Origin of the sequence: Microbacterium sp. B35-30 (assembly GCF_010634855.1) — a bacterium.
Lineage (GTDB): Bacteria > Actinomycetota > Actinomycetes > Actinomycetales > Microbacteriaceae > Microbacterium.
The window spans coordinates 45,120-67,948 of record NZ_MWLQ01000027.1 but is presented as its reverse complement, the minus strand read 5'-3'; the positions used below and the strand labels follow the sequence as shown (position 1 = coordinate 67,948).

Sequence of the window (22,829 nt, the reverse complement as noted above, 5' to 3'; positions counted from 1 at the left end):
CCATTGCCTGAAGCCGATGTGCCCTACCGCTTCTTCCGCGCCCGCGTGACGGCGATCGCCGATGTGACGCCGAGCTTCCGCCGCTTCACCTTCGGCGGCGACGACCTCGGCGACTACGGCGACCCCGGGCTCGATCAGCGCGTCAAGATCGTCTTCCCCACGCGCACTCTCGGCCTCGACGCGATGCCGACGGGCGACGACTGGTACGCGCAGTGGCGCGACCTCCCCGACGACCGGCGCCTGCCGTTCCGCACCTACACGACCCGCTACGTCCGCAACCACCTCAACGAGGTCGATGTCGACATGGTCTCTCACGACGTGATCGGCCCGGCATCCGACTGGATCGCCCGCGCCCGTGTCGACGACGAGGTGCTGATCTTCGCACCGACGGCCGCACACAGCGGCGTGAGCTTCGGCATCGACTTCGTCCCGCCGGCGCGCGTCGACGCCATCCTGCTCGCCGGCGACGAGACGGCCGCACCCGCCATCGCCGCGATCCTCGAGCAGCTCCCGGCCGACGCGCGCGGGGTGGTCGCCGTCGAGCTTCCGCACGCCGACGACGCCGCGTACCTGCCGCAGCACCCCGGCTTCGACTATCGGATCGGGGCGCGCGGGGACGGCGATCGTCACGCCCACCTGGTCGAGTCGGTGACGGATGCCGCAGCCCGGCTGGCACCCGCCGGCACGGGCTCCGAGGTCGAAGAGGTCGACATCGACACCGACATCCTGTGGGAGGTGCCGCGCACGGCCAAGGGCGGAGCCGCCCTCAAGAGCGCGCGGGTGTACGCGTGGCTGGCGGGCGAGGCGGGGGCGATCAAGGCTCTGCGTCGCCACCTCGTGTCCGAGCGCGGCGTGGACCGTCGCGCCGTCGCCTTCATGGGCTACTGGCGCCTCGGCCGCGCCGAGAACACCTGAGCGCGGCACGGATGCTCAGACCCGCGGCGCCGCCTCGTGGGCGTGGCCGAGGCGGAGCCCCGGCACGAGCGCCGCGAGCGCGAGCACCACGGCGATGGCGAAGACGGCCGGGAATCCGGCATCCGTCCCCACCAGTGCGGTGAAGACGAGCCCCATGACCGCGATCGACGACGCGGAGCCGACGGCGTCCGAGATCGACAGCGCCGACGAGTTGAAGCCCTGGTTCTTCGGCGTGGAGTAGGCGAGGGTCAGCACGGTCAGCCGCGGGTACATCAGACCCATGCCGCCGCCGGCGAGCCCCCATCCCGCGATCAGCACGGCCGGATGCAGCCCCAGCAGCGCCGTGGTCGCGGCGACCACCAGCGAGGCCACGAGCAGCGCGATGCCGATCAGCGTGATGCGGGTGTTGCCGATGCGGTCGCCGAACCTGCCCTGCACGTCTGCGGCGGCGGCCCAGGCCAACGCCGCGGCGGTGAGGCCGAGCCCGGCCCACGTCGGTGAGAACGCGTACTCGTCGATGAGCAGGTACGGCACGTAGATCTCGGCGCCGAACAGCGCGCCGGCGATCAGCCCACGCATCAGCACGACACTCGGCAGGCCGCGCGCGGCGATGAGCGTGCCGCGGGGCAGCAACGGCCGCGAAGCCAGCCCGATGACGACGACGGATGCCGCCACCGCCGCCCAGGCCCACGCTCCCAGTTCGCCCGCGAGGCTGAGACCCAAGGCTCCGACGGCGACCGCCACCGCGCACGCCAGCCGCGGCGCGACGCGCGAGGTCGCGGGCTCATCGGTATGGAGCGGGAGACCGTGAAGGCGCGCCACCACCATCGCGAATGCGACGACGGTCAGCGCGGCGACACCGAGGAAGACCCACCTCCAATGCAGGAACTCCGCGACGGCTCCCGCCAGGAACGGGCCGATGAGCGAAGGCACCACCCAGGCGGCCGAGAAAGCGGCGAAGACGCGGCCGTGCAAGGCGCTCGGGTACACGCGGGCGACCACCACGTACAGCGCCACCGTCTGTCCTCCGGTGCCGAGCCCCTGCACCAGGCGCCCCACGACGAGCGTCGGCATCGAGAGGGCGAGACCCGAGATGAGCAGCCCTGCCACGAACAGCACCACCGCGGTGCTCAGCGGTGCCAGCACGCCGCCGCGATCGCACCACGCGCCGACGGCGACCATGCCGATGACGCTCGTGGCGAGCGTTCCCGCGAAGGCCACGGCGTAGAGGCGCTCTCCGTCGAGGTCGGCGCTCACCACCGGCATCACGGTGGTCACCGCGAGCGACTGGATGGCCGCGAGGAAGATGAGGGCGACGGCGCCAACCGTCACCCAGACGAACCGGCCCTGCCAGATGCCGGTTGCGGGCTGGGACGCGGTGGTCACGATCGCGCCAGGGCGCCGATGCGCTCCACCGCCTCGCGGAGCAGCTCGGGCGCGCAGCCGAAGTTGATGCGGACGTGCCCCGTGCCCTCGGTGCCGAAGAGAGGCCCGTGGTGCAGCGCCACCTTGGCGTCGCGCAGCACCTTCACCGCCGGGTTGTCGCCCCAGCCGTACGCCGACAGGTCGACCCACGCCAGGAAGCCGGCGTCGGGTGGCAGGTAGCGTGCGAGCGGCAGGTGCTCGGCGAGGAGCTCGGCGAGGAGCAGGCGGTTGTGATCGAGGGCGGCCAGCAGGCTCTCCAGCCATTCGTCGCTTTCGGGCGAATACGCCGCGACGTTCGAGAGCGCGCCGAACAGGCCGGTGCGCCACTCCACCTCCCACGGCAGGGAGCGCAGCGCCGCGCGCTGATGGTCGCCGCCGGCGACCATCACCGCGCACTTCAGGCCGGCGAGATTGAACGTCTTGCTCGCGCTGGTCACCGCGTAGCCGACCCGCCGCGCCGCCTCCGAGGCGTTGAGGAACGGCGTGAAGGCCGTCGGCGCATGGGTCAGCGGTCCGTGGATCTCGTCGCTGATCACCGTCGCACCGAACCCCTCGGCGATATCCGCGAGCGCCGCCAGGCTCTCGGGCGTGTGCACGGTGCCCGTCGGGTTGTGCGGGTTGCACAGCAGCACGGCGCGCGCGCCACCCGCGAGGGCCGCCTCGACACCGAGGAGGTCGATCTCCCAGCCGACGTCGCTCGCCGCGAGCGGCACGCGCTCGACGACGCCGCCAGCCTCTTCCACAGTGTCGTAGAACGGCGGGTACACGGGAGGCATGACCACGACCCGGTCACCGGGCTCGATGACCTTGCGGAGAACCTCGACGACGCCCATCATGACGTCGCCGGTCCAGAACACGTGGGACGGATCGACGTTCCACCCCCAGCGACGCTCGGCGAACCCGGCGAAGGCCTCGCGGACGCCGGGGTCGGGCGGCGTGTAGCCGGTGTCGCCGAGCTGCACCGCGCGCGTCAGTACCCGTGTGATCTCGGGAGCCAGCGCGTAGTCCGTCTCGGCCACGAAGAACGGCAGCACGTCCTCCCCGTACTTCCGCCACTTCGTGCTCGTGCGCTGGCGCAGCTCGTCGAGGGGCAGTGCTTGCAGGGGGGTGACGCTCACCGTCCGACCCTATCGAGCCATGGTGACGTGGCGCCGCCCGCGTGTCACCGTACGAAACGACGGTGCCGACGGTCCCGGTACGAGCGGGGCCGTCGTCAGGCGTTGGCGAGGAGATACGAGGTGAGCGACTTCTCGATCGTCGTGAGCCGCTCGGCGCGCGTGCGGACATCGGCGCGCAGCGCCTCGATCTGCTCGAGCAGTGCCGGGCATGCCGCTTCCGAGCGTTCTCCGACGGTACAGGGCAGCACACCCGCGATCAGCGCGGTCGGAAGGCCGATGTCGAGGAGGGAGCGAATGGTGTCCACCATCGCGACCGAGTTCTCGGGGTACACGCGGTAGCCGTTGGGCAATCGGTCCGACGTCAGCAGCCCTTGCTGTTCGTAGTAACGCAGCGACCGGACGCTCGCTCCGGTCCGACTGCTCAGCTCTCCGATCTGCACGACCCCTCCTCGTATCCTGATGCCCGGCTTGACCCTGACGCTGATGTCAGACTCTAGCCTGCCGACATGACGACGACATCACGCCCCGCATCGCCCTCGCGCACCCGCCTCACCGCACCGCTCAGCCAGCCGGATCTGAGCGGCCGTCGAGCCGTCGTCACCGGCGGCACGAGCGGCCTCGGCCTCGTCACGACGCGGGCCTTCGCCGCCTGGGGTGCCACGGTGGTCGTCGGAGCGCGCGATGTCGAGCGCGCCGCTGAGGTGCGCCGGAGTCTCCTCAACGACCTCGGGCTCTCCGATGACCGGGTGACGATCGCACGCCTGGATCTGTTCGACCTCGATTCCGTCGATGGGTTCGGACGCGTCGCCGGCGCCGCAGCGGTGGATCTGCTCGTGCTGAACGCCGCGAGCAGCAGCGTGCCTTTCCGCACCAGCCGCGAAGGCGTCGAGAGCCAGTTCGCCACCAACCACCTCGGTCACTTCGCCCTCACCGGTCAGCTGCTCGATCAGCTCGGTGCGGGCCAGGATCCGCGCGTCGTGACGGTCTCCTCGGCGCTCTACACGCGAGGTGCGCTCGACCTCGACCGGCTGGGGGACGCCGCGGGATACTCGCCCGGGCGCGGATACATCCGCGCGAAGCTCGCGAACACGATGTTCGCGGCGGAGGTCGAGCGCCGGCTCCGCCGGGCGGAGAGCAGCATCCGCAGCTTCGCCGCCCACCCCGGCATGGCGAGGACGCCGCTGCACGGGACGTACCCGTCAGCGACGACCCGCGCCGTCACCGCGCTGCTGGCCCGTGCAATCGGCCGTGAGCCGGAACCTGCCGATGCAGCCATCCTCGCCGCCGCCACTGCCGCGAACGTGACGCCTGACCTGTTCTGGGGCCCGGTCGGTTCGAGGACCCGGCCTGACGTCGCGGGCGTGCCGTTCGCCCCGGTGGCCACCGACGCGCGTGCAGCCGTCGCGCTGTGGAACGCGTCCATGGCGCTGACCGGGCGGCGCTACCTCGAGGAGTAGATGTCGCTGTGCGTCAGATCGCGAAGCCGAGCGCGCGCATCATGTCGCGCCCGTCGTCGGTGATGCGCTCCGGGCCCCACGGCGGCATCCACACCCAGTTGATGCGGAACCGTTCGACGACGTCGTCCAGCGCCTGCGCGGTCTGCTCCTCGAGCACGTCGGTGAGCGGGCAGCCGGCCGACGTGAGGGTCATGTGGATGACCAGCGCGTCGTTCTCGTCGTCCCAGGCGAGGTCGTAGATGAGGCCGAGGTCGACGACGTTGATCCCGAGCTCCGGGTCCATGACGTCCTTGAGAGCCTCGGTCACCTCGTCGTACTTCTCGGAAGTGAGGGTCGCCGTCATAGGTCGATCCTACGCTTCGCCGGCGACGGGGGCCCCGGCCGGCTCTTCTTCGCCCGCGGGCAGGAAGCGGTCGTAGCCCTCGTCCTCGAGGCGGTCGGCCAGCTCGGGGCCGCCCTCCTCGACGATGCGCCCCTGCACCATGACGTGCACGAAGTCGGGGTGGATGTAGCGCAGGATGCGGGTGTAGTGCGTGATGAGCAGCACCCCGAGGTCGTTGTCGGCCTTGGCGCGGTTCACGCCCTCCGACACGATCTTCAGCGCGTCGACGTCGAGACCCGAGTCGGTCTCGTCGAGCACGGCGATCTGCGGACGCAGCAGCTCGAGCTGGAGGATCTCGTGGCGCTTCTTCTCGCCGCCCGAGAAGCCCTCGTTGACGTTGCGCTGAGCGAACTTGGGGTCCATGCGCAGGTTCTTCATGGACGCCTTGACGTCCTTGGTCCACGTGCGGATCGAGGGCGCCTCGCCGTCGATCGCGGTCTTCGCGGTGCGAAGGAAGTTCGTGACGGTGACGCCCGGGATCTCGACCGGGTACTGCATCGCCAGGAACAGGCCGGCACGCGCACGCTCGTCCACGGACATCGCCAGGACGTCCTCGCCGTCGAGCGTGATCGTGCCGCTCGTGACGGTGTACTTGGGGTGACCGGCGATCGTGTAGGCGAGCGTCGACTTGCCGGAGCCGTTGGGGCCCATGATCGCGTGGGTCTCACCCGTGCGGATCGTGAGCGACAGACCGTTGAGGATCGGCGTGGTGCCGGCATCCGTCTCGACCGTCACATGGAGGTCGCGGATCTCGAGAACAGACATTCTTCAGTACCTTCTTCAGTTCACTTCGAGCGTGACGGTCGCGTCGACGAGCACGTCATCGCCGTCGACGGTGACCGCGAACACGGGGACCGGCTCGTACGCGGGGAGATTGAGGGGCTTGCCGGTGCGCAGCGAGAACGCCGAGCCGTGGGCCCAGCATTCGAGCGACTCGCCGTCGACGAAGCCCTCCGACAGCGAGATGTCGCCGTGGGTGCAGACGTCGCCGATGGCGTGCACCTCGCCGCTGGAGTCCAGCACGAGGGCGATCGCGACGCCGTCCACCTCGACCCGGCGGGCCTCGTCCTGGACGAGGTCGCTGAGGGCGCACACGCGCTGCGCGGTCATCGGCCGGCCTCCTTGGCGAGTTCTTCCTCGATCGCGGCGAACAGCTCCGCCTCGAGGTCTGCGACACCGATCTTCTGCACGATCTCGGCGAGGAAGCCGAGCACGACGAGGCGTCGTGCCTCGTCCTCGGCGATGCCGCGCGCCTGCAGGTAGAACAGCTGCTCGTCGTCGAAGCGCCCGGTGGCGCTCGCGTGGCCTGCGCCGCGGATGTCGCCGGTCTCGATCTCGAGGTTCGGGATCGACTCGGCACGCGCGCCTTCGGTCAGGACGAGGTTGCGGTTGGCCTCGTACGAGTCGGTGCCCACGGCATCCGATCCGATGAGGACGTCGCCGATCCACACGGTGCGCGCCGCCGCGCCCTGCAGCGCGCTCTTGTAGAGCACGTCGCCGGAGGTCTCGGCGCCCTTGTGGTGCAGGTACACCTGGCTCTCGAGGTGCTGACCCGAGTCGGCGTAGCTGAGGCCGTAGAGCTCGGCGCGCGAGCCGGTGCCGGCGAGCTCCACCGTCGGGTTGACGCGCACGACACCGCCGCCGAAGCTGACGACGACATGACGAAGGGTCGCGTCGCGCTCGACGCGGGCCTGGTGCGACGCCACGTGCACGGCGTCGTCGTCCCACCGCTGCACGGTCACGAGCTCGAGGTGTGCGCCCTCGCGCACGATGATCTCGACGTTCTGCGCGTGGTGGGCGGTGCCGCTGTGGCGGAAGACCACGGTGGCGTGCGAGTTCGCCTGCGCCTCGACGACGACGTGCGCGTGCGCCAGGCCACCGGTGCCGGTCAGCGACACCACGATCGGCTCGGTGTACTCGGCGCCGGCGGGGATGCGCAGCAGCGGCGCCTCGGTCTCCTGCCTCCAGGCGATCGCGCTCGGCAGGTCCTCGGGACGGAAGACCTCGCCGCGGGGCGCGGTGCCGACCGTCAGGCGCTCCTGCACCAGACCGGCCGGGGCGTCCACCTCGACCTGGATGATGCCGTGGGGCCCGGCCTCGTCCGCGAACAGCGGCTGGACCTTGGCGATCGGCGTGTGCTTCCAGTTGACCTCGCGGCCGGTGGGCACCTCGAAGTCCGCGGGGTCGAACGACCAGGGACGCTCGGAGCGGGTCTGAACCGGCACGAACGCGCCGGCACCGTCGGTGTGGCCCTTCGCGCCGGGAATGGTGGGGGCCTCAGTGGTGGGGCTCATCTAGCCGACGGATCCTTCCATGCCCATCTCGATGAGCTTGTTGAGTTCGAGCGCGTACTCCATGGGCAGCTCACGCGCGATCGGCTCGATGAAGCCGCGCACGATCATGGCCATGGCTTCGTCCTCGGGCATGCCGCGGCTCATCAGGTAGAAGAGCTGCTCCTCGCTGACCTTCGAGACCGTGGCCTCGTGGCCGAGCTGCACGTCGTCCACCCGGATGTCGATCGCGGGGTACGTGTCGGAGCGCGAGATGGTGTCGACCAGCAGGGCGTCGCAGCGGACCGTGTTGGCGGAGTGGTGCGCGTTGGCGTCCACACGGACCTCGCCGCGGTAGCCGGCGCGGCCACCACCGCGGGCGATCGACTTCGAGACGATCGATGACTGCGTGTAGGGCGCCATGTGGATCATCTTCGCGCCGGCGTCCTGGTGCTGTCCCGGGCCTGCGAAGGCGACCGAGAGGGTCTCGCCCTTGGCGTGCTCGCCGACCAGGAAGATCGACGGGTACTTCATCGTGACCTTGGACCCGATGTTGCCGTCGATCCACTCCATCGTCGCGCCCTCGTGGGCGATGGCGCGCTTGGTGACGAGGTTGTAGACGTTGTTCGACCAGTTCTGGATCGTCGTGTACCGAACGCGGGCGTTCTTCTTCACGATGATCTCGACGACGGCCGAGTGCAGGGAGTCGCTCTTGTAGATCGGGGCGGTGCAGCCCTCGATGTAGTGCACGTACGAGCCCTCGTCGGCGATGATGAGCGTCCGCTCGAACTGGCCCATGTTCTCGGTGTTGATGCGGAAGTACGCCTGCAGCGGGATCTCGACGTGCACGCCCGGCGGCACGTACACGAACGAGCCGCCCGACCACACCGCGGTGTTGAGAGCGGCGAACTTGTTGTCACCGGCCGGGATGACGGTGCCGAAGTACTCCTCGAAGAACTCGGGGTGCTCGCGCAGCGCGGTGTCGGTGTCCATGAAGATGACGCCCTGCGCCTCGAGATCCTCGCGGATCTGGTGGTACACGACCTCGGACTCGTACTGGGCGGCGACGCCGGCCACCAGGCGCTGACGCTCGGCCTCCGGGATGCCGAGCTTCTCGTACGTGTTGCGGATGTCCTCGGGGAGGTCCTCCCACGACTGCGCCTGCTTCTCGGTGGAGCGCACGAAGTACTTGATGTTGTCGAAGTCGATGTCGCTGAGGTCTGCACCCCACGTCGGCATCGGCTTGCGGCCGAACAGCTGGTAGCCCTTCAGCCGGGTCTTCAGCATCCATTCGGGCTCGTTCTTGAGCGCCGAGATGCCACGCACCACGCTCTCGTCGATGCCGCGCTTCGCCACGGCACCCGCGGCGTCGGCATCATGCCACCCGAACTCGTAGACACCCAGGCTGTCCAGCTCCGGGCGGTCGATCAGCACATCAGACATCGTCACGTTCTCCTCCGGGTCCTAGCGGTGTGATCCGCCCCGGCATCCGTGTTCTCCGGTGGAGATACCGGAGGGGGGATGCCGCTTCTCGGGCCCTCTCAAGCGGCGCCGATCATCGCGCCTAGACTGTCAGTGGTGCGCGGCGCCTTGAACTGCACCGCCACCGACCCCTCGATTCTACAGGTTCCACCCCGACGCGGACGCGCCCCGTGCGTCTCGCGCGGCATCCGGAGCCTCTGCCAGGAGGCGACCACCCGCATGTCCGCGCATCAGTCCACGACGAACGCCCCCGGAATCGGGCAGCGCATCTGGCGCTGGCTGCCGGATCGCGTCGACCGGCGCGTGATCGCAGCCGCGTGGGCAACGCTCGTGGTGCAGATCGGCATCGTCGGCACCGGCGGGCTCGTCCGCCTCACCGGCTCGGGACTGGGCTGCGAGACCTGGCCGCGCTGCACCGAGGACTCGTTCGTCCCGGTCCCCGAGGTCTCGGGGGTGCACGGCTTCATCGAGTTCGGCAACCGCCTGCTGACCTTCGTGCTGGTCGCGGTCGCGATCATCATGTTCCTGTTCGTCGTGCGGATGCGACGTGAGCGCCGCGACCTCTTCTGGCTCTCGCTGCTGATCGGCCTCTACGTGCCGCTGCAGGCGGTCATCGGCGGCATCACGGTGCTGACGAACCTCAACCCCTACGTAGTGGGCCTGCACTATTTCGCCTCGGTGCTGCTGGTCGCGCTGGCGACCGTGCTCGTCGTGCGCGTGTACGCCGAGCCCGGTCCGCGCGTCCTCGCCGTGCCCCGCTGGTACGCGGTGGTGACCCACATCACGACGGCCCTCTTACTGCTCACGGTCGTGGTCGGCATCCTCGTCACCGGCTCCGGCCCGCACGCGGGCGACGGCGGCGCCGCGCGCAACGGGCTCAACCCCGAGCTGATGCAGCACATCCACGCGTGGCCGGGGTACATCACCTTCGCGCTCACGCTGGTGCTCGTGGCCGGCTCGTGGCGCACTCCCCCGGCGTTGCGCCTGCGCCTGTGGACGCTGCTCCTCCTCGCGATCGAGCTCGTGCAGATCGTCTTCGGGCTCTGGCAGGCGCGCACGGGTCTGCCGATCGTGCTGGTGAACATCCACATGGTGCTCGCCGTCGGACTCGTCGCGGCGATGACCGCCGTGGTCATGCATCTGAAGGCGCCGGCAGCCGCGGCCGTCCACAGCTGATCCATAGCAACCCGATTGGCGCCGCACGGACTCATTTGCCAGGGTGGGATGCCGCGGCCACCACGGGTCGCGTATCCCGAGGAGTGATCGACACATGTCCACCCGCCCCCCTCTCATCCGCAGCATCCCGTTCTGGGGCCTCGTCGTCGTCTCCCTGGCGACCGTCGCCGGCGGCTGGTTCATCACGACCGACAAGATCGCGTCGATGACGTCGACGCTGACCGACGGCACCGCGACCGGTGTCGACGTGTACGTCGGCCAGTCGATGGCCCAGCTCGGCGGCATCCTCATCGGTGCCGGCATCGTCGGCATCCTCCTCTCGCTCGGTATCGCCGCCCTCTCGACGCTGCGCCCGCACGCGCCGGTCGAGGTCGTCGAGCCCATCGACTGGGACGCCGAGGCCGACACCACCGCGGGCGTCACCACCGACGCCGCACCCCAGAGCGCCAAGCCGGCTGCAGCCGACGCCGAGCCCGCCGTCGCGGCGGAGCCCGCCGCAGAGGTCGACGCACCCGTCGCCTCGCGCTGACACCACCTCGAAGCCGCAGGGAGTCTCGTACTCCCTGCGGCTTCGACGTGTCCGGTCCCGCCGCAGCACCCTCAGACGGACGAGCGTGCCCTCGCCGCCTGCTCCCGCAGGCGCTGCCGCTCCGCCTCGCTCCCCACGAGCAGGGCGGCATCGGCGTAGGCGTCGGCCGCCTCGCCCCAGCGGCCGAGGTCCATGAGAAACGCGGCTCGCGCCGCAGGGAGATACGGATAGTGCGCGAGCGCGGGGTCGTCAGCCACGGCCTCGACCGCGGCGAGCCCGGCCGCCGGCCCGTCGCGCATGCCCACGGCGACCGCGCTGTTGAGCGCGACGACGGGGCTCTGCCAGGCCTGCGCGAGCAGCCGGTAGAGGTCGGCGATCCTCGCCCAGTCGGTGTCGCCCCACGTCGGCGCCTGTGCATGCTCGGCGGCGATCGCCGCCGAGATCGCATAGCGGTCCACCGCTCCCGCCGAGGCCGTCGAGAGCAGGGCGATCCCCTCGTCGATGAGCGCCCGATCCCACCTCGAGCGATCCTGGTCGGCGAGCAGCTCGTCGCGTGTGTCGCGCCGGGCGTCGATCAGGAGCATGAGGGCGAGCAGGCCCGCCACCGAGCGATCAGCGGGCAGCAGTCCGTGCAGCAGGCGGGTGAGCACGATGGCCTCCTCCACCAGGTCCGCGCGCACGACGGCGTCTCCGGACGGCGGCGCGTGCCCGACCGTGAAGACCAGGTAGAGGACGTCGCACACCCTTGCCACCCGCTCCGGCAGCTCCCACGCGTCGGGTACCCGGAACGGGATGCGCGCCGTGGCGATCTTGCGCTTCGCGCGCGTCACGCGTGCCGCCATCGCGGATTCCCCCACGAGGAAGGCCGCCGCGATGTCGCCGGTCGACACGCCGCACACGAGCCGCAGCGTGAGGGCGATCTGCGCCTCCCGCGCCAGGGCGGGGTGACAGCAGGTGAAGATCAGCCGCAGCCGATCATCTGAATGCCATGACGCGCCGTCGTCCGTCGGAGCCTCGCGGACGAGCAGCGGGAGCCGGCGCCGCAGCGCCGCATCCCGCCGCAGCACGTCTCTCGCGCGGTTGGCGGCGACCGTCGTCAGCCAGGCGCCGGGACGATCCGGGATGCCGCGCCCCGGCCACACCTCGACGGCCCTCGCGAACGCCTCCTGCGCGCACTCCTCGGCGAGGTCCAGGTCGCCGGTGAGCCGCGCCGTGGCCGCGACGACCGCCGCCCACTCGGCGCGGTGCGCTTCGGCGAGGGCGGCACGGACCTGCACGGGGGGAACGATCGGGGACGCACCCTGGCCCGCGCGGCCGGGGGCTCCCCCGGGCGCGCCGGCGCTGGATGGAGGAGACGTGGGCACCATCGTTCAGGAGTGATCGACCAGCGGATGCACCTGCACGCCGCCGTGGCCCTCGGTGGTCTCGTGCAGCAGTCCCGCGAGGCCCAGCGCCGCGTCCAGGTCGGGCACGTCGACGACATAGAACCCGCCCAGGACCTCCTTCGTCTCCAGGAACGGGCCGTCCGTCACGAGCGGCCGCTCTCCCCCGGCCCGCAGGGTGGTCGCCATGCGGCTCGACTCGAGTTCACCCGAGGCGACGACCGCCGAGCCTCCGCGTTCGCAGAACGCGCCGTGCGCGGCATCCACAGCCCGCTTCTCTTCGTCGCTGCGGGCATCCCACTGCGCCTCGTCGCCGTAGATCAGGATCAGATACTGCGCCATGTCGTCCTCCTTCGTCGTCGAGAGGCATTGTGCCCCTCATCCATCCGACGAACGAGCCCCCGCCGCAATCGACAGGGGGCTCCGGATCAGAACGGCAGCAGAGGGTCGACCGCGATCGCGACGAAGAGCAGCGTCAGATACGTGATCGAGGCGTGGAACACGCGCATCGGTCGCGGCTCGGTTCCTCGCACCGCCCGGTTGTAGAGCACGTGCGACTCGTAGATGAACCAGCCGCCGAAGACCACGGCCGACACCGTGTACACCAGCCCCATGCCGGCGACGGGGATCAGCAGCAGCGAGCACACCACGGTGGCCCACGCGTACAGAATGACCTGCAGGCCGACCTGCGAACCCCCGCGGGTCGCGCCGAGCATCGGCACCTGGACGCCTTCGTACTGGTCCTTGTACTTCATCGACAGCGGCCAGTAGTGCGGCGGCGTCCAGAGGAACACGAGAGCGAACAGGATGACGGGGGGCCACGCCAGCGAACCCGTCACGGCCGTCCAGCCGATGACCACGGGGAAGCAGCCGGCGATGCCGCCCCACACGATGTTCTGCTCGGTACGGCGCTTGAGGATCATCGTGTAGATCACGACGTAGAAGAAGATCGCGACGGCCGACAGCGTCGCTGCCAGCCAGTTCGTGGTGAGCCAGAGCCACACCGTCGAGAACACCGCGAGCGACCACGCGAAGATCAGCGCGCCCCGGGGCGACACCTCACCGGTCACGAGGGGCCGGTTCACCGTGCGCTGCATATGCGCGTCGATGTCGCGGTCGAGGTACATGTTGAACGCGGCGGCCGAGCCGGCGCTGGCCGTGCCGCCGATGACGGTCGCCACGACGAGCCAGACGTCCGGGAAGCCGCCCTGCGCCAGGATCATCACCGGCACAGTCGTGACGAGCAGCAACTCGAGCACGCGCGGCTTCATCAGCGCGACATAGGCGCGGACGGTGCGACCGAAGCCCTGCCGGGGCCGGCGGGGTGTGTCGACGGTCCCCACAGAAGTGGGGACGGCCGCAGCCCCGGCCGTCTTCGTGCTGTCCATGACCCCCGCAATCGCCGCCTGCAGATTCGCCCCAAGTCTAGGGCATCGGCGTGTCGCGCCCTGCGCCGGGGCCGCCTCCGCCGCTCCCCCGGTGCATCACATCGCCACGCCGCCCGTGGTGAGCAGAACGTGACCCCCGCGACACCGGGATGTCATCGACGGCGTCGGGGCCTTCGCAAGACTGCGTCACATACAGATCTCGCATGGCCTCGGTGGCCCACCCCTTCGCTATGCTGAGAAACACGCGCGCCCGTCGCCGATTCCCCCTTCTCCATCCGGACAAGGGCCGCGATCCGGCCACATTCTGGGCGCACCTCCTCGAGAAAGGCGGCCCGGTGTCGGAACTGCGTTGGGATGAGATCGATCGGCGCGCGGTGGACACTGCCCGCGTCCTGGCTGCGGACGCCGTGGAGAAGGTCGGCAACGGCCACCCCGGCACCGCGATGAGCCTGGCGCCGGCGGCGTACCTGCTCTACCAGCGCGTGCTGCGGCACGATCCCGCCGACACCCACTGGGTCGGTCGCGACCGGTTCATCCTGTCGGCCGGGCACTCCTCGCTCACCCAGTACGTGCAGCTCTACCTGGGCGGGTTCGGGCTCGAGCTCGACGACCTGAAGGCGCTGCGCACCTGGGGCTCGCTCACGCCCGGCCACCCGGAGTACGGGCACACCAAGGGCGTCGAGATCACGACCGGCCCGCTCGGCCAGGGCCTGGCGTCGGCCGTCGGCTTCGCGTACGCCGCCCGCTACGAGCGCGGCCTGTTCGATCCGGACGCCGCCGCCGGCACGTCGCCCTTCGACCACCACATCTACGTGATCGCCGGCGACGGCGACCTGCAGGAGGGCATCACCTCCGAGGCCTCGTCGCTCGCCGGTCACCAGGCTCTCGGCAACCTCATCGCGATCTACGACTCGAACCAGATCTCGATCGAGGACGACACCAACGTCGCCTTCACCGAGGACGTCGCGAAGCGCTACGAGGCCTACGGCTGGCAGGTGCAGGTCGTCGACTGGAAGAAGTCGGGCGAGTACGTCGAGGATGTCGCCGAGCTGTTCGCCGCGCTCGAGGCGGCGCAGGGCGAGACGGCCAAGCCGTCGCTCATCATCCTCCGCACCATCATCGGCTGGCCGTCGCCCGGCAAGCAGAACACCGGCAAGATCCACGGCTCTGCGCTGGGCGGCGACGAGCTCGCCGCGACGAAGAAGGTGCTCGGCTTCGACCCCGAGCAGTCCTTCGTCGTCGCCGACGACATCCTGGCTCACACCCGCTCGCTGAAGGACCGCGCCGCCGACGAGCGCGCGGTCTGGCAGGAGTCGTTCGACGCCTGGGCGGCGGCGAACCCCGAGCGCAAGGCGCTGTTCGACCGCCTCGAGGCCGGCGACCTGCCCGATGATGTGGCATCCGCTCTCCCCTCGTTCGAGGCCGGCAAGGACGTCTCCACGCGCGCCGCGTCGGGCATCGTGATCAACGCCCTCGCCGCCGAGCTGCCGGAGCTGTGGGGCGGCTCCGCCGACCTCGCCGAGTCGAACCTCACGACGATCAAGGACGCGAAGTCGTTCATTCCGGCCGAGTGGTCGACCCACGAGTGGTCGGGCGACCCTTACGGCCGCGTGCTGCACTTCGGCATCCGCGAGCACGCGATGGGCGCGATCGTCAACGGCATCAAGCTGCACGGCCCGACCCGCCCGTTCGGCGGCACGTTCCTGATCTTCAGCGACTACATGCGCCCCTCGGTGCGACTCGCCGCGCTGATGGACATCCCGTCGATCTTCGTGTGGACGCACGACTCGGTCGCGCTCGGCGAGGACGGGCCCACCCACCAGCCGGTCGAGCAGCTCGCCACGCTGCGCGCCATCCCGAACTTCACCGTCGTGCGCCCGGCCGATGCGAACGAAACCTCGGCCGCATGGCTCGAGATCGTGCGTCGGCAGGGGGGACCTGTGGGCATCGCGCTCACCCGTCAGAACATCCCGGTGTTCGAGCGGGGCACGGCCGAGGCTGACGGTGACGTCTTCGCGTCGACGGACGGCGTCGCGAAGGGCGCGTACGTCCTCGCCGAGGCGCCGGGCGGCACGCCCGACGTCATCCTCATCGCGACGGGCTCCGAGGTGCAGCTGGCGGTCTCCGCCCGCGAGACGCTGGCCGCCGAGGGCGTGAACGCCCGCGTGGTGTCGGCGCCGTCGCTGGAGTGGTTCGACGAGCAGGATGCCGCCTACCGCGAGAAGGTCCTCCCCACCGCGGTGAAGGCGCGCGTGTCGGTCGAGGCCGGCTCGGCGCTCACCTGGCGCGGCATCGTCGGCGACGCCGGCCGCTCCGTCGCGATCGACCACTTCGGTGCGTCGGCCGATTACAAGACCCTGTTCCAGAAGTTCGGCATCACCGCCGACGCCGTCGTCGAAGCCGCCCGCGCCACCATCGCGGCCGCTTCGTCGGCAGAGTAAGCACGAGGAGAAGGCAGCATGAGCACCCCCACTGAGAAGCTGGTCGCCGAGGGCGTGAGCATCTGGCTCGACGACCTGTCGCGCGAGCGCATCACGTCGGGCAATCTGACCGAGCTCATCTCGACGCGCAACGTCAGCGGCGTCACGACGAACCCGACGATCTTCCAGGGCGCCATCGGCGGCGGCGGCCACGCGTACGCCGCGCAGATCTCGGAGCTCGCCGCGGCCGGCGCGTCGGTCGACGATGCGATCTTCGCCGCGACCACCGACGACGTGCGCGACGCGGCGGACATCTTCCGCCCGGTCTACGACGCGACCGACGGCATCGACGGTCGCGTGTCGATCGAGGTCTCCCCCGACCTGGCCCACGACACCGACGCGACGATCGCGCAGGCCAAGGAGCTGTGGGCGAAGGTCGACCGCCCCAACGTGCACATCAAGATCCCCGCGACGAAGGCCGGACTGCCGGCCATCACCGCGGTGCTGGCCGAGGGCATCTCGGTCAATGTCACGCTGATCTTCAGCCTGGAGCGCTACTCCGAGGTCATCGACGCCTACCTGTCGGGGCTCGAGCAGGCCCAGGCGAACGGCCACGACATCTCGAAGATCCACTCGGTGGCGTCGTTCTTCGTCTCGCGCGTGGACACCGAGGTCGACAAGCGGCTCGTCGCCGTCGGCACCGAGGAGGCCACGGCGCTCAAGTCGCTCGCCGGCGTGGCGAACGCCCGCCTCGCGTACGAGCTGTTCGAGCAGGAGTTCGCCACCGACCGCGCGAAGGCGCTGACGGATGCCGGCGCCCACGTCCAGCGGCCGCTCTGGGCCTCGACCGGCGTCAAGGACCCCTCGCTGCCCGACACCCTCTACGTGACCGAGCTCGTCGCCCGCGGCACCGTCAACACCATGCCCGAGAAGACGCTCGAGGCGACCTTCGACCACGGCCAGATCGCCGGGGACGCGGTCACCGGCACCTACGCGGCCGCGCACGAGGTCTTCGACCGCCTCGCCGCGGTCGGCGTGGACTTCGCGGACGTGACCCAGGTGCTCGAAGACGAAGGGGTCGACAAGTTCATCGCCTCCTGGCACGACCTGCAGGGCACCGTGAAGACGGCGCTCGAGGACGCGCTCCAGGCCACCCGATGAGCTTCGACATCCATCTGAGCGGACACGTCAAGTCCGTCGTCGAGGCCACGCTGCCCGAGCTCGTCGCGAGCCTCGTGGCGTCGGGCATCACCGGCGGCGACGCGTCGCTGTGGGGTTCCGCGGCCGAGGACGAGGCGTCGCGTCGCCTCGGCTGGGTCGAGGCCGTCAGCGTCGCCCGCCCGCTCGTGCCGGAGATCCTGGCTCTCCGCGAGCGGCTGCGCGCGCGGAACGTCACGCGGATCGTGCTCGCGGGCATGGGCGGTTCGTCGCTCGCTCCCGAGGTCATCGCGCAGACCTCCGGTGTGCCGCTGGTGATCCTGGACTCCACGGCTCCCGGCCAAGTGCTGGCCGCGATCGACGGCGACTCCCAGGCCGGCGACCTCACCCGCACCGCGCTGGTCGTCTCGTCGAAGTCGGGATCGACGGTCGAGACCGATTCCGCCAAGCGCGCCTTCGAGGCCGCCTTCCGCGACCTCGGCATCGACCCCGCCGAGCGGATCATCGTCGTGACCGACCCGGGCTCGCCGCTGGACCAGGACGCCCGCGCGGACGGCTACACCGTCTTCAACGCCGACCCGACGGTCGGCGGCCGCTACTCGGCCCTGACCGCCTTCGGGCTGGTGCCGTCGGGTCTCGCGGGCGCCGACATCTCCGAGCTCCTCGACGAGGCGGAGGCGACGCTGCTCGAGGTGTCCATCGACAGCCCCGACAACCCCGCGCTCGTGCTCGCGGCCGCGATCGCCGGCGGCCAGCCCCGCAGGGACAAGCTGGGTCTCGTCACCGACGGCACGCACATCGTGGGTCTGCCGGACTGGATCGAGCAGCTCGTCGCCGAGTCGACCGGCAAGGAGGGCACCGGCATCCTGCCCGTCGTCCTGCTGCCGGTCTCACCCGAGGTCGACACGAAGCCCGCCGACCTGCAGATCGTCCGGTTCGTCGACGAGGCGAAGCAGTTCCACCTGTTCGAGCACCACGAGGGCGAGCTGCTCGTCAGCGGCTCGCTCGGCGCGCAGCTGGTGGTCTGGGAGTACGCCACGGCGATCGCGGGACGGATGCTGGGCATCAATCCCTTCGATCAGCCCGATGTCGAGTCCGCCAAGGTCGCTGCGCGCGGCCTCCTCGACGCGCGCCCCGCACCCACCGCCCCCGCGTTCGCCGTGGAAGGCGTCGAGGTGCGCGTGTCGGAACCGGCACTCGCGGCATCCGGAACCGTCGCCGGCGTGCTCGACGCGCTGTGGGCACGACTGCCCGAGGACGGCTATGTCGCGATCCACGCCTACGTCAACCGGCTCGAGCTGTCGCAGCTCGCAGGCCTGCGCGAACTGGTCGCCGCCGACTCCGGTCGTCCCACGACGTTCGGCTGGGGACCGCGGTTCCTGCACTCGACCGGGCAGTACCACAAGGGCGGCCCCGCGAACGGCGTCTTCCTGCAGATCCTCGAGCAGTCGGACGTCGACCTCGAGATCCCTGGCCGGCCGTTCACGTTCGGCCAGCTCATCCAGGCGCAGGCCGCAGGAGATGCGGCCGTTCTCGCCGATGGCCACGGCCGACCCGTCGTGACCCTGACCCTCACCGATCCCCAGATCGAAGTGCTCTCGCTCTTCGAAGCGGCCCAGTAGGAGTTCGAGCCCCACATGACCGTCGAGATCTCGCGCGGGCACAACCCGTTGCGCGACCCCGAAGACCGTCGCCTCAACCGCATCGCCGGTCCGAGCGCGCTCGTCATCTTCGGCGTCACGGGAGACCTCTCCCGCAAGAAGCTCATGCCCGCCGTCTACGACCTCGCCAACCGCGGTCTGCTGCCTCCCGGGTTCGCGCTCGTCGGCTTCGCGCGCCGCGATTGGGCGGATCAGGACTTCGCCCAGGTCGTCTACGACGCGGTGCGCCAGCATGCGCGCACCGAGTTCCGCGACGAGACATGGCAGCAGCTGCTCCAGGGCATCCGCTTCGTGTCGGGCGAGTTCGACGACCCTGACGCGTTCCGACGCCTGAAAGAGACCGTCAACCGGCTCGACACCGAGCGCGGCACGATGGGCAACCACGCGTTCTACCTCTCGATCCCGCCCAAGGCGTTCCCGCTGGTGGCCGAGCAGCTGAAGTCGTCGGGCCTCGTCGACGACACCGCCGACCAGCCGGACCGCTGGCGGCGTGTCGTGATCGAGAAGCCGTTCGGGCACGACCAGGAGTCGGCACGGGCGCTGAACGACGTGCTCCGCTCGGCGTTCCCGACGGATTCGATCTTCCGCATCGACCACTACCTCGGCAAGGAGACGGTCCAGAACATCCTGGCCCTGCGCTTCGCCAACGAGCTGTACGAGCCGATCTGGAACCGCAACTACGTCGACCACGTGCAGATCACGATGGCCGAAGACATCGGCGTGGGCGGCCGTGCCGGCTACTACGACGGCGTCGGCGCTGCGCGCGACGTGATCCAGAACCACCTGCTGCAGCTGATGGCGCTGACGGCGATGGAGGAGCCCATCTCGTTCGACGCGAAGGACCTCCGCGCCGAGAAGGAGAAGGTGCTCGCCGCCGTCACTCTGCCGGAGGACCTCGCGCGCTCGACCGCGCGCGGTCAGTACGCGGGCGGCTGGCAGGGCGGCGAGAAGGTGCTCGGCTTCCTCGAGGAGGACGGCATGAACCCTCGCTCGACGACCGAGACGTACGCCGCCGTCACCCTCGAGGTGAACACCCGTCGCTGGGCGGGCGTGCCGTTCTACCTTCGCACCGGCAAGCGCCTCGGCCGCCGCGTCACCGAGATCGCTGTGGTCTTCAAGCGCGCGCCCGAGCTGCTGTTCTCGCGCAGCCAGACGTCGGGTCAGGGGCAGAACGCCCTGGTGATCCGTGTGCAGCCCGACGAGGGCGTCACGATCCGCTTCGGCTCGAAGGTGCCCGGTGCCGGTGCCCAGGTGCGCGACGTCACGATGGACTTCGGCTACGGGCACGCGTTCACCGAGGCGAGCCCCGAAGCCTACGAGCGCCTCATCCTCGACGTGCTGCTCGGCGACCCGCCGCTGTTCCCGCGGCACGAAGAGGTCGAGCTGTCCTGGAAGATCCTCGATCCGATCGAACAGTTCTGGGAGGCCCAGGGTGGCCCGCTCGAACAGTACTCACCCGGGTCGTGGGGCCCGGAATCCGCGGACGAGATGCTCGCCCGCGACGGACGAACCTGGAGGCGGCCGTGATCGTCGATCTTCCCGACACCACTGTCAGCAAGATCTCGCGTGCGCTCGTCAACGTGCGCGAGGAGGGCGGCGCGGTCGCGCTCGGCCGCGTGCTGACCCTCGTCATCCTCACCCGTGAGGGCGCTGTCGAAGAGGTCATCGAGGCGGCGAACGACGCGTCGCGCGAGCACCCGATGCGGGTCATCGTGCTGCTGATCCCCGACGGCTACGACGCGGAGCCGCGCCTGGACGCGCAGATCCGCGTCGGCGGCGACGCCGGCGCCAGCGAGGTCGTGATGCTGCGGGCCTATGGCGACGCCGGTCACTCGAACCTCGAGAGCCTGGTGACGGGGCTCCTGCTCCCCGACGCACCCGTCGTGGTCTGGTGGCCGAACCGCACACCCGACAACATCTCGAAGACCTCCATCGGACGGATCGCGCAGCGCCGGATCACGGATGCTGCGACCAAGTCCGACCCGTCGGCCTGGGTCGCGGACCTCGGCGAGCAGTACGCCCCCGGCGACACCGACCTCGCGTGGACGCGGTTGACGCGCTGGCGCGAGCAGCTGGCCGCGATCCTGGACCAGCCGCCGTACGAGCCGGTCGTCGGCGTGCGGGTGCGTGGCGCGGCAGACTCGCCCTCGACCGCGCTCCTCGCGGCCTGGCTGCGCCTCACCCTCGACGTTCCTGTCGACTGGGCGTATCTCGACGCCGAGGAGTGGCCGCACGGCATCAAGTCCGTCGCGCTGGTGCGCCCGAGCGGCGAGGTGCTCCTGGAGCGCCCGACGCCCGGTGTGGCGATCCTCACTCAGCCGGGGCAGCCCACGCACGACCTGGCGTTCCCGCGCCGGACACTGCGCGAGTGCCTCGCCGAGGAGCTCCGTCGGCTCGATCCGGACGTCCTGTATGGTCGAGTGATCACCGAGGGCTGGCAGCTGCTCAACCCTCCGGCGACGAAGGGGACGCAGGCCTGATGGACGGTGCGCGGGTGACGGACAGGACGAAGACGGATGCCTGAGGGCTGGGCCGAGAAACGTGTCATCATCAGTTCCGATCCCGCTGCGCTCGTCGATTCCGTCGTTCCGCGCTTCCTGAGCCGGGTCGCCAAGCGCGTCGACGAGGGCAAGCTCGCTCACATCTCCCTGACGGGCGGGGTGATGGGTGCGGCCGTGCTCGCCGCAGCAGGACGCAACCCGCGTGCGGCCCGCATCGACTGGTCGCGCGTCCACTTCTGGTGGAGCGACGAGCGTTTCGTCCCCCGCGCCGACGCCAAGCGCAACGACCGCCAGGCGCGTGAAGCGTTCCTGGACGGTCTGGACATCCCGGCGGAGAACATCCACGCCATGCTCAGCACCGATGACGGCGTGGATCTGGATGCCGCCGCCACCGCATACGCCGAGGAGCTCGCCCGCTTCCCCGGCGCCGAAGGCGCGTGGCCCTCGTTCGACGTCTGCTTTCTCGGAGTCGGTCCGGATGGACACATCGCGTCGCTGTTTCCCGACCGCGCCGAGATCCAGATCACGGATCGCTCGGTGGTCGCGGTGCGCGACTCCCCCAAGCCTCCGCCGGAGCGGATCACGATGACCCGTCCCGTCATCAACAGCTCCAAGCGGGTGTGGCTCGTGCTGTCAGGCACCGACAAGGCGGCTGCGCTCGGACTCGCCCTGGCCGGTGCCAGCTACGCGAGCGTCCCCGCCGCCGGCGCGAAGGGCCGCAAGCGCACGACGTTCTTCGTCGACCAGGCCGCCGCCTCCCAGGTGCCGCCGGAGCTCATCGACCGCGAGTACTGATACCCGCAGACGAAGAAGAGCGGATGCCTCGGCATCCGCTCTTCTCATCTGTCTGTCTGGGCTCGTCAGCCCTGCTCGTCAGCCCTGACCGCGCCTGTCGCGCAGCTGCTGCAGCGCGTCGTCGAGGAGCGTCTCGGCTTCCTCTTCGGTGCGGCGCTCCTTCACGTACGCGAGGTGGGTCTTGTACGGCTCGGTCTTGGCGACAGCGGGAGGATTCTCCTTGTCGCGGCCGGCCGGCAGGCCGGAGTGCGGCGAGTCGATCGTCTCGGGGATCTCCTCTTCGGGGATGCCCGCCGCGAAGTAGCGGACCGTCTCGTTGCCCAGGGCGTCCCAGTACGAGATCGCCACGCGCTCGGCGTGGTAGCCATGATCCTGCTCGCCCATCGGACCGGCACCGACACGGGTGCCGCGGATCGCGTTGCCTCCGGTAGCCATCAGATGGCCTGGAACTTCGTGATCAGGCCGAGCGCCACGATGGATGCGAACCACACCAGCGAGAGCACCACGGTGAAGCGGTTGAGGTTGCGCTCTGCCAGGCCCGACGAGCCGAGAGCGGACGTCATGCCGCCGCCGAACATGTCGGAGAGGCCGCCACCGCGGCCCTTGTGGAGCAGGATGAGGAGGGTCAGCAGGAGACTCGTGATGCCGAGGAGCACCTGCAGGACGAACTCGAGGATCTGCACAGTCGTTGAAGCCTTTCGCTGCGATCGGGCGCCGGTCGCACAAGGGTCAAGTATACGTGTACGCCGGCCGGCGGTGAGGAATCCCCC

At 70.1% G+C, this 22,829-nt stretch carries 23 protein-coding genes; 10 read left to right on the top strand and 13 right to left on the bottom strand.

Annotation, left to right across the window (positions count from 1 at the left end; all coding sequences use genetic code 11):
• Positions 1-3: 3 nt before the first annotated feature.
• Complete coding sequence (locus tag B2K11_RS15465) at positions 4-915, top strand: siderophore-interacting protein (protein WP_163619480.1); 912 nt, start codon at positions 4-6, stop codon at positions 913-915.
• Between the two features lie 15 nt (positions 916-930).
• Here the strand turns inward: B2K11_RS15465 and B2K11_RS15460 are convergent, their stop codons facing one another.
• The 3 genes from B2K11_RS15460 to B2K11_RS15450 all read right to left on the bottom strand — a co-directional run bounded on the left by B2K11_RS15460 (position 931) and on the right by B2K11_RS15450 (position 3,898).
• A complete protein-coding gene (locus B2K11_RS15460; RefSeq protein ID WP_163619478.1) occupies positions 931-2,301 on the bottom strand; it encodes an MFS transporter in 1,371 nt (456 codons plus the stop codon).
• Positions 2,298-3,458: an aminotransferase class I/II-fold pyridoxal phosphate-dependent enzyme gene (locus B2K11_RS15455; RefSeq protein ID WP_163619476.1), complete on the bottom strand. Its 1,161-nt coding sequence runs from the start codon at positions 3,456-3,458 to the stop codon at positions 2,298-2,300. Before B2K11_RS15455 ends, B2K11_RS15460 begins: the two co-directional genes overlap by 4 nt.
• 95 nt (positions 3,459-3,553) lie before the next feature.
• A complete protein-coding gene (locus B2K11_RS15450; RefSeq protein WP_163619474.1) occupies positions 3,554-3,898 on the bottom strand; it encodes a MerR family transcriptional regulator in 345 nt (114 codons plus the stop codon).
• Positions 3,899-3,964: 66 nt separating this feature from the next.
• On the opposite strand from B2K11_RS15450, the gene B2K11_RS15445 reads away from it, so the two are divergent.
• Positions 3,965-4,915: an SDR family NAD(P)-dependent oxidoreductase gene (locus tag B2K11_RS15445; protein WP_163619472.1), complete on the top strand. Its 951-nt coding sequence runs from the start codon at positions 3,965-3,967 to the stop codon at positions 4,913-4,915.
• A 13-nt stretch (positions 4,916-4,928) separates the two neighbouring features.
• Here the strand turns inward: B2K11_RS15445 and B2K11_RS15440 are convergent, their stop codons facing one another.
• The 5 genes from B2K11_RS15440 to sufB are packed head-to-tail and all read right to left on the bottom strand — an operon-like array spanning position 4,929 to position 9,010.
• Complete coding sequence (locus tag B2K11_RS15440) at positions 4,929-5,258, bottom strand: metal-sulfur cluster assembly factor (protein WP_163619470.1); 330 nt, start codon at positions 5,256-5,258, stop codon at positions 4,929-4,931.
• Between the two features lie 9 nt (positions 5,259-5,267).
• Positions 5,268-6,062, bottom strand: a complete 795-nt coding sequence (sufC, locus tag B2K11_RS15435; RefSeq protein WP_163619468.1) for a Fe-S cluster assembly ATPase SufC — start codon at positions 6,060-6,062, stop codon at positions 5,268-5,270.
• Between the two features lie 15 nt (positions 6,063-6,077).
• A complete protein-coding gene (locus tag B2K11_RS15430; RefSeq protein ID WP_163619466.1) occupies positions 6,078-6,407 on the bottom strand; it encodes a non-heme iron oxygenase ferredoxin subunit in 330 nt (109 codons plus the stop codon).
• Positions 6,404-7,591: a Fe-S cluster assembly protein SufD gene (sufD, locus tag B2K11_RS15425; protein WP_163619465.1), complete on the bottom strand. Its 1,188-nt coding sequence runs from the start codon at positions 7,589-7,591 to the stop codon at positions 6,404-6,406. The genes B2K11_RS15430 and sufD overlap by 4 nt, the downstream gene beginning before the upstream one ends.
• A complete protein-coding gene (sufB, locus tag B2K11_RS15420; RefSeq protein WP_163619536.1) occupies positions 7,592-9,010 on the bottom strand; it encodes a Fe-S cluster assembly protein SufB in 1,419 nt (472 codons plus the stop codon). It lies immediately after the preceding gene.
• A gap of 258 nt (positions 9,011-9,268) precedes the next feature.
• On the opposite strand from sufB, the gene B2K11_RS15415 reads away from it, so the two are divergent.
• Positions 9,269-10,225, top strand: coding sequence for a COX15/CtaA family protein (locus B2K11_RS15415; protein WP_163619463.1), 957 nt, complete (start codon positions 9,269-9,271; stop codon positions 10,223-10,225).
• A 94-nt stretch (positions 10,226-10,319) separates the two neighbouring features.
• A complete protein-coding gene (locus B2K11_RS15410; protein WP_163619461.1) occupies positions 10,320-10,754 on the top strand; it encodes a dinucleotide-utilizing enzyme in 435 nt (144 codons plus the stop codon).
• Positions 10,755-10,825: 71 nt separating this feature from the next.
• On the opposite strand, the gene B2K11_RS15405 is transcribed toward B2K11_RS15410, so the two are convergent.
• The 3 genes from B2K11_RS15405 to B2K11_RS15395 form a co-directional block, all read right to left on the bottom strand.
• The gene (locus B2K11_RS15405) at positions 10,826-12,031 is read right to left on the bottom strand and encodes a DUF6596 domain-containing protein (RefSeq protein WP_239526109.1); all 1,206 of its coding nucleotides are present in this window, start codon (positions 12,029-12,031) and stop codon (positions 10,826-10,828) included.
• Between the two features lie 93 nt (positions 12,032-12,124).
• Positions 12,125-12,478, bottom strand: coding sequence for a YciI family protein (locus B2K11_RS15400; RefSeq protein WP_163619458.1), 354 nt, complete (start codon positions 12,476-12,478; stop codon positions 12,125-12,127).
• Between the two features lie 86 nt (positions 12,479-12,564).
• Positions 12,565-13,524, bottom strand: a complete 960-nt coding sequence (locus B2K11_RS15395) for a heme o synthase (protein WP_163619456.1) — start codon at positions 13,522-13,524, stop codon at positions 12,565-12,567.
• A 335-nt stretch (positions 13,525-13,859) separates the two neighbouring features.
• Between B2K11_RS15395 and tkt the strand changes: the two genes are divergently transcribed.
• From tkt to pgl, 6 genes are read left to right on the top strand one after another with little or no spacing between them, the layout of a single operon-like run.
• On the top strand, positions 13,860-15,965 hold the full coding sequence (tkt, locus tag B2K11_RS15390) for a transketolase (RefSeq protein WP_163619454.1): 2,106 nt from the start codon (positions 13,860-13,862) through the stop codon (positions 15,963-15,965).
• Between the two features lie 18 nt (positions 15,966-15,983).
• A complete protein-coding gene (gene tal, locus B2K11_RS15385) occupies positions 15,984-17,105 on the top strand; it encodes a transaldolase (RefSeq protein WP_163619452.1) in 1,122 nt (373 codons plus the stop codon).
• Positions 17,102-18,724 (top strand): glucose-6-phosphate isomerase, encoded by a 1,623-nt coding sequence (locus tag B2K11_RS15380; RefSeq protein WP_163619450.1) that lies wholly within the window; start codon positions 17,102-17,104, stop codon positions 18,722-18,724. The genes tal and B2K11_RS15380 overlap by 4 nt, the downstream gene beginning before the upstream one ends.
• 15 nt (positions 18,725-18,739) lie before the next feature.
• Positions 18,740-20,290, top strand: a complete 1,551-nt coding sequence (gene zwf / locus B2K11_RS15375; protein WP_163619448.1) for a glucose-6-phosphate dehydrogenase — start codon at positions 18,740-18,742, stop codon at positions 20,288-20,290.
• Positions 20,287-21,243 (top strand): glucose-6-phosphate dehydrogenase assembly protein OpcA, encoded by a 957-nt coding sequence (locus B2K11_RS15370; protein WP_163619446.1) that lies wholly within the window; start codon positions 20,287-20,289, stop codon positions 21,241-21,243. The genes zwf and B2K11_RS15370 overlap by 4 nt, the downstream gene beginning before the upstream one ends.
• Positions 21,244-21,279: 36 nt before the next feature.
• Positions 21,280-22,059, top strand: coding sequence for a 6-phosphogluconolactonase (gene pgl / locus B2K11_RS15365; protein WP_163619444.1), 780 nt, complete (start codon positions 21,280-21,282; stop codon positions 22,057-22,059).
• 78 nt (positions 22,060-22,137) lie between these two features.
• Here pgl and B2K11_RS15360 read toward each other — a convergent pair whose 3' ends face one another.
• Both B2K11_RS15360 and secG read right to left on the bottom strand, forming a co-directional pair.
• A complete protein-coding gene (locus B2K11_RS15360) occupies positions 22,138-22,494 on the bottom strand; it encodes an RNA polymerase-binding protein RbpA (RefSeq protein ID WP_163619442.1) in 357 nt (118 codons plus the stop codon).
• Positions 22,494-22,742 (bottom strand): preprotein translocase subunit SecG, encoded by a 249-nt coding sequence (gene secG, locus B2K11_RS15355; RefSeq protein ID WP_163619440.1) that lies wholly within the window; start codon positions 22,740-22,742, stop codon positions 22,494-22,496. The genes B2K11_RS15360 and secG overlap by 1 nt, the downstream gene beginning before the upstream one ends.
• Between the last annotated feature and the right edge of the window lie 87 nt (positions 22,743-22,829).

Excerpts from the sequence above, each read along its gene's own strand:
- B2K11_RS15380 (WP_163619450.1), top strand. The coding sequence starts at position 17,102 with ATGAGCTTCGACATCCATCTGAGCGGACACGTCAAGTCCGTCGTCGAG.
- B2K11_RS15395 (WP_163619456.1), bottom strand. The coding sequence starts at position 13,524 with ATGGACAGCACGAAGACGGCCGGGGCTGCGGCCGTCCCCACTTCTGTG.
- sufD (WP_163619465.1), bottom strand. The coding sequence starts at position 7,591 with ATGAGCCCCACCACTGAGGCCCCCACCATTCCCGGCGCGAAGGGCCAC.
- tal (WP_163619452.1), top strand. The coding sequence starts at position 15,984 with ATGAGCACCCCCACTGAGAAGCTGGTCGCCGAGGGCGTGAGCATCTGG.
- zwf (WP_163619448.1), top strand. The coding sequence starts at position 18,740 with ATGACCGTCGAGATCTCGCGCGGGCACAACCCGTTGCGCGACCCCGAA.
- sufC (WP_163619468.1), bottom strand. The coding sequence starts at position 6,062 with ATGTCTGTTCTCGAGATCCGCGACCTCCATGTGACGGTCGAGACGGAT.
- sufB (WP_163619536.1), bottom strand. The coding sequence starts at position 9,010 with ATGTCTGATGTGCTGATCGACCGCCCGGAGCTGGACAGCCTGGGTGTC.
- B2K11_RS15445 (WP_163619472.1), top strand. The coding sequence starts at position 3,965 with ATGACGACGACATCACGCCCCGCATCGCCCTCGCGCACCCGCCTCACC.
- B2K11_RS15410 (WP_163619461.1), top strand. The coding sequence starts at position 10,320 with ATGTCCACCCGCCCCCCTCTCATCCGCAGCATCCCGTTCTGGGGCCTC.
- B2K11_RS15440 (WP_163619470.1), bottom strand. The coding sequence starts at position 5,258 with ATGACGGCGACCCTCACTTCCGAGAAGTACGACGAGGTGACCGAGGCT.
- B2K11_RS15400 (WP_163619458.1), bottom strand. The coding sequence starts at position 12,478 with ATGGCGCAGTATCTGATCCTGATCTACGGCGACGAGGCGCAGTGGGAT.
- B2K11_RS15360 (WP_163619442.1), bottom strand. The coding sequence starts at position 22,494 with ATGGCTACCGGAGGCAACGCGATCCGCGGCACCCGTGTCGGTGCCGGT.
- pgl (WP_163619444.1), top strand. The coding sequence starts at position 21,280 with ATGCCTGAGGGCTGGGCCGAGAAACGTGTCATCATCAGTTCCGATCCC.
- B2K11_RS15430 (WP_163619466.1), bottom strand. The coding sequence starts at position 6,407 with ATGACCGCGCAGCGCGTGTGCGCCCTCAGCGACCTCGTCCAGGACGAG.
- B2K11_RS15415 (WP_163619463.1), top strand. The coding sequence starts at position 9,269 with ATGTCCGCGCATCAGTCCACGACGAACGCCCCCGGAATCGGGCAGCGC.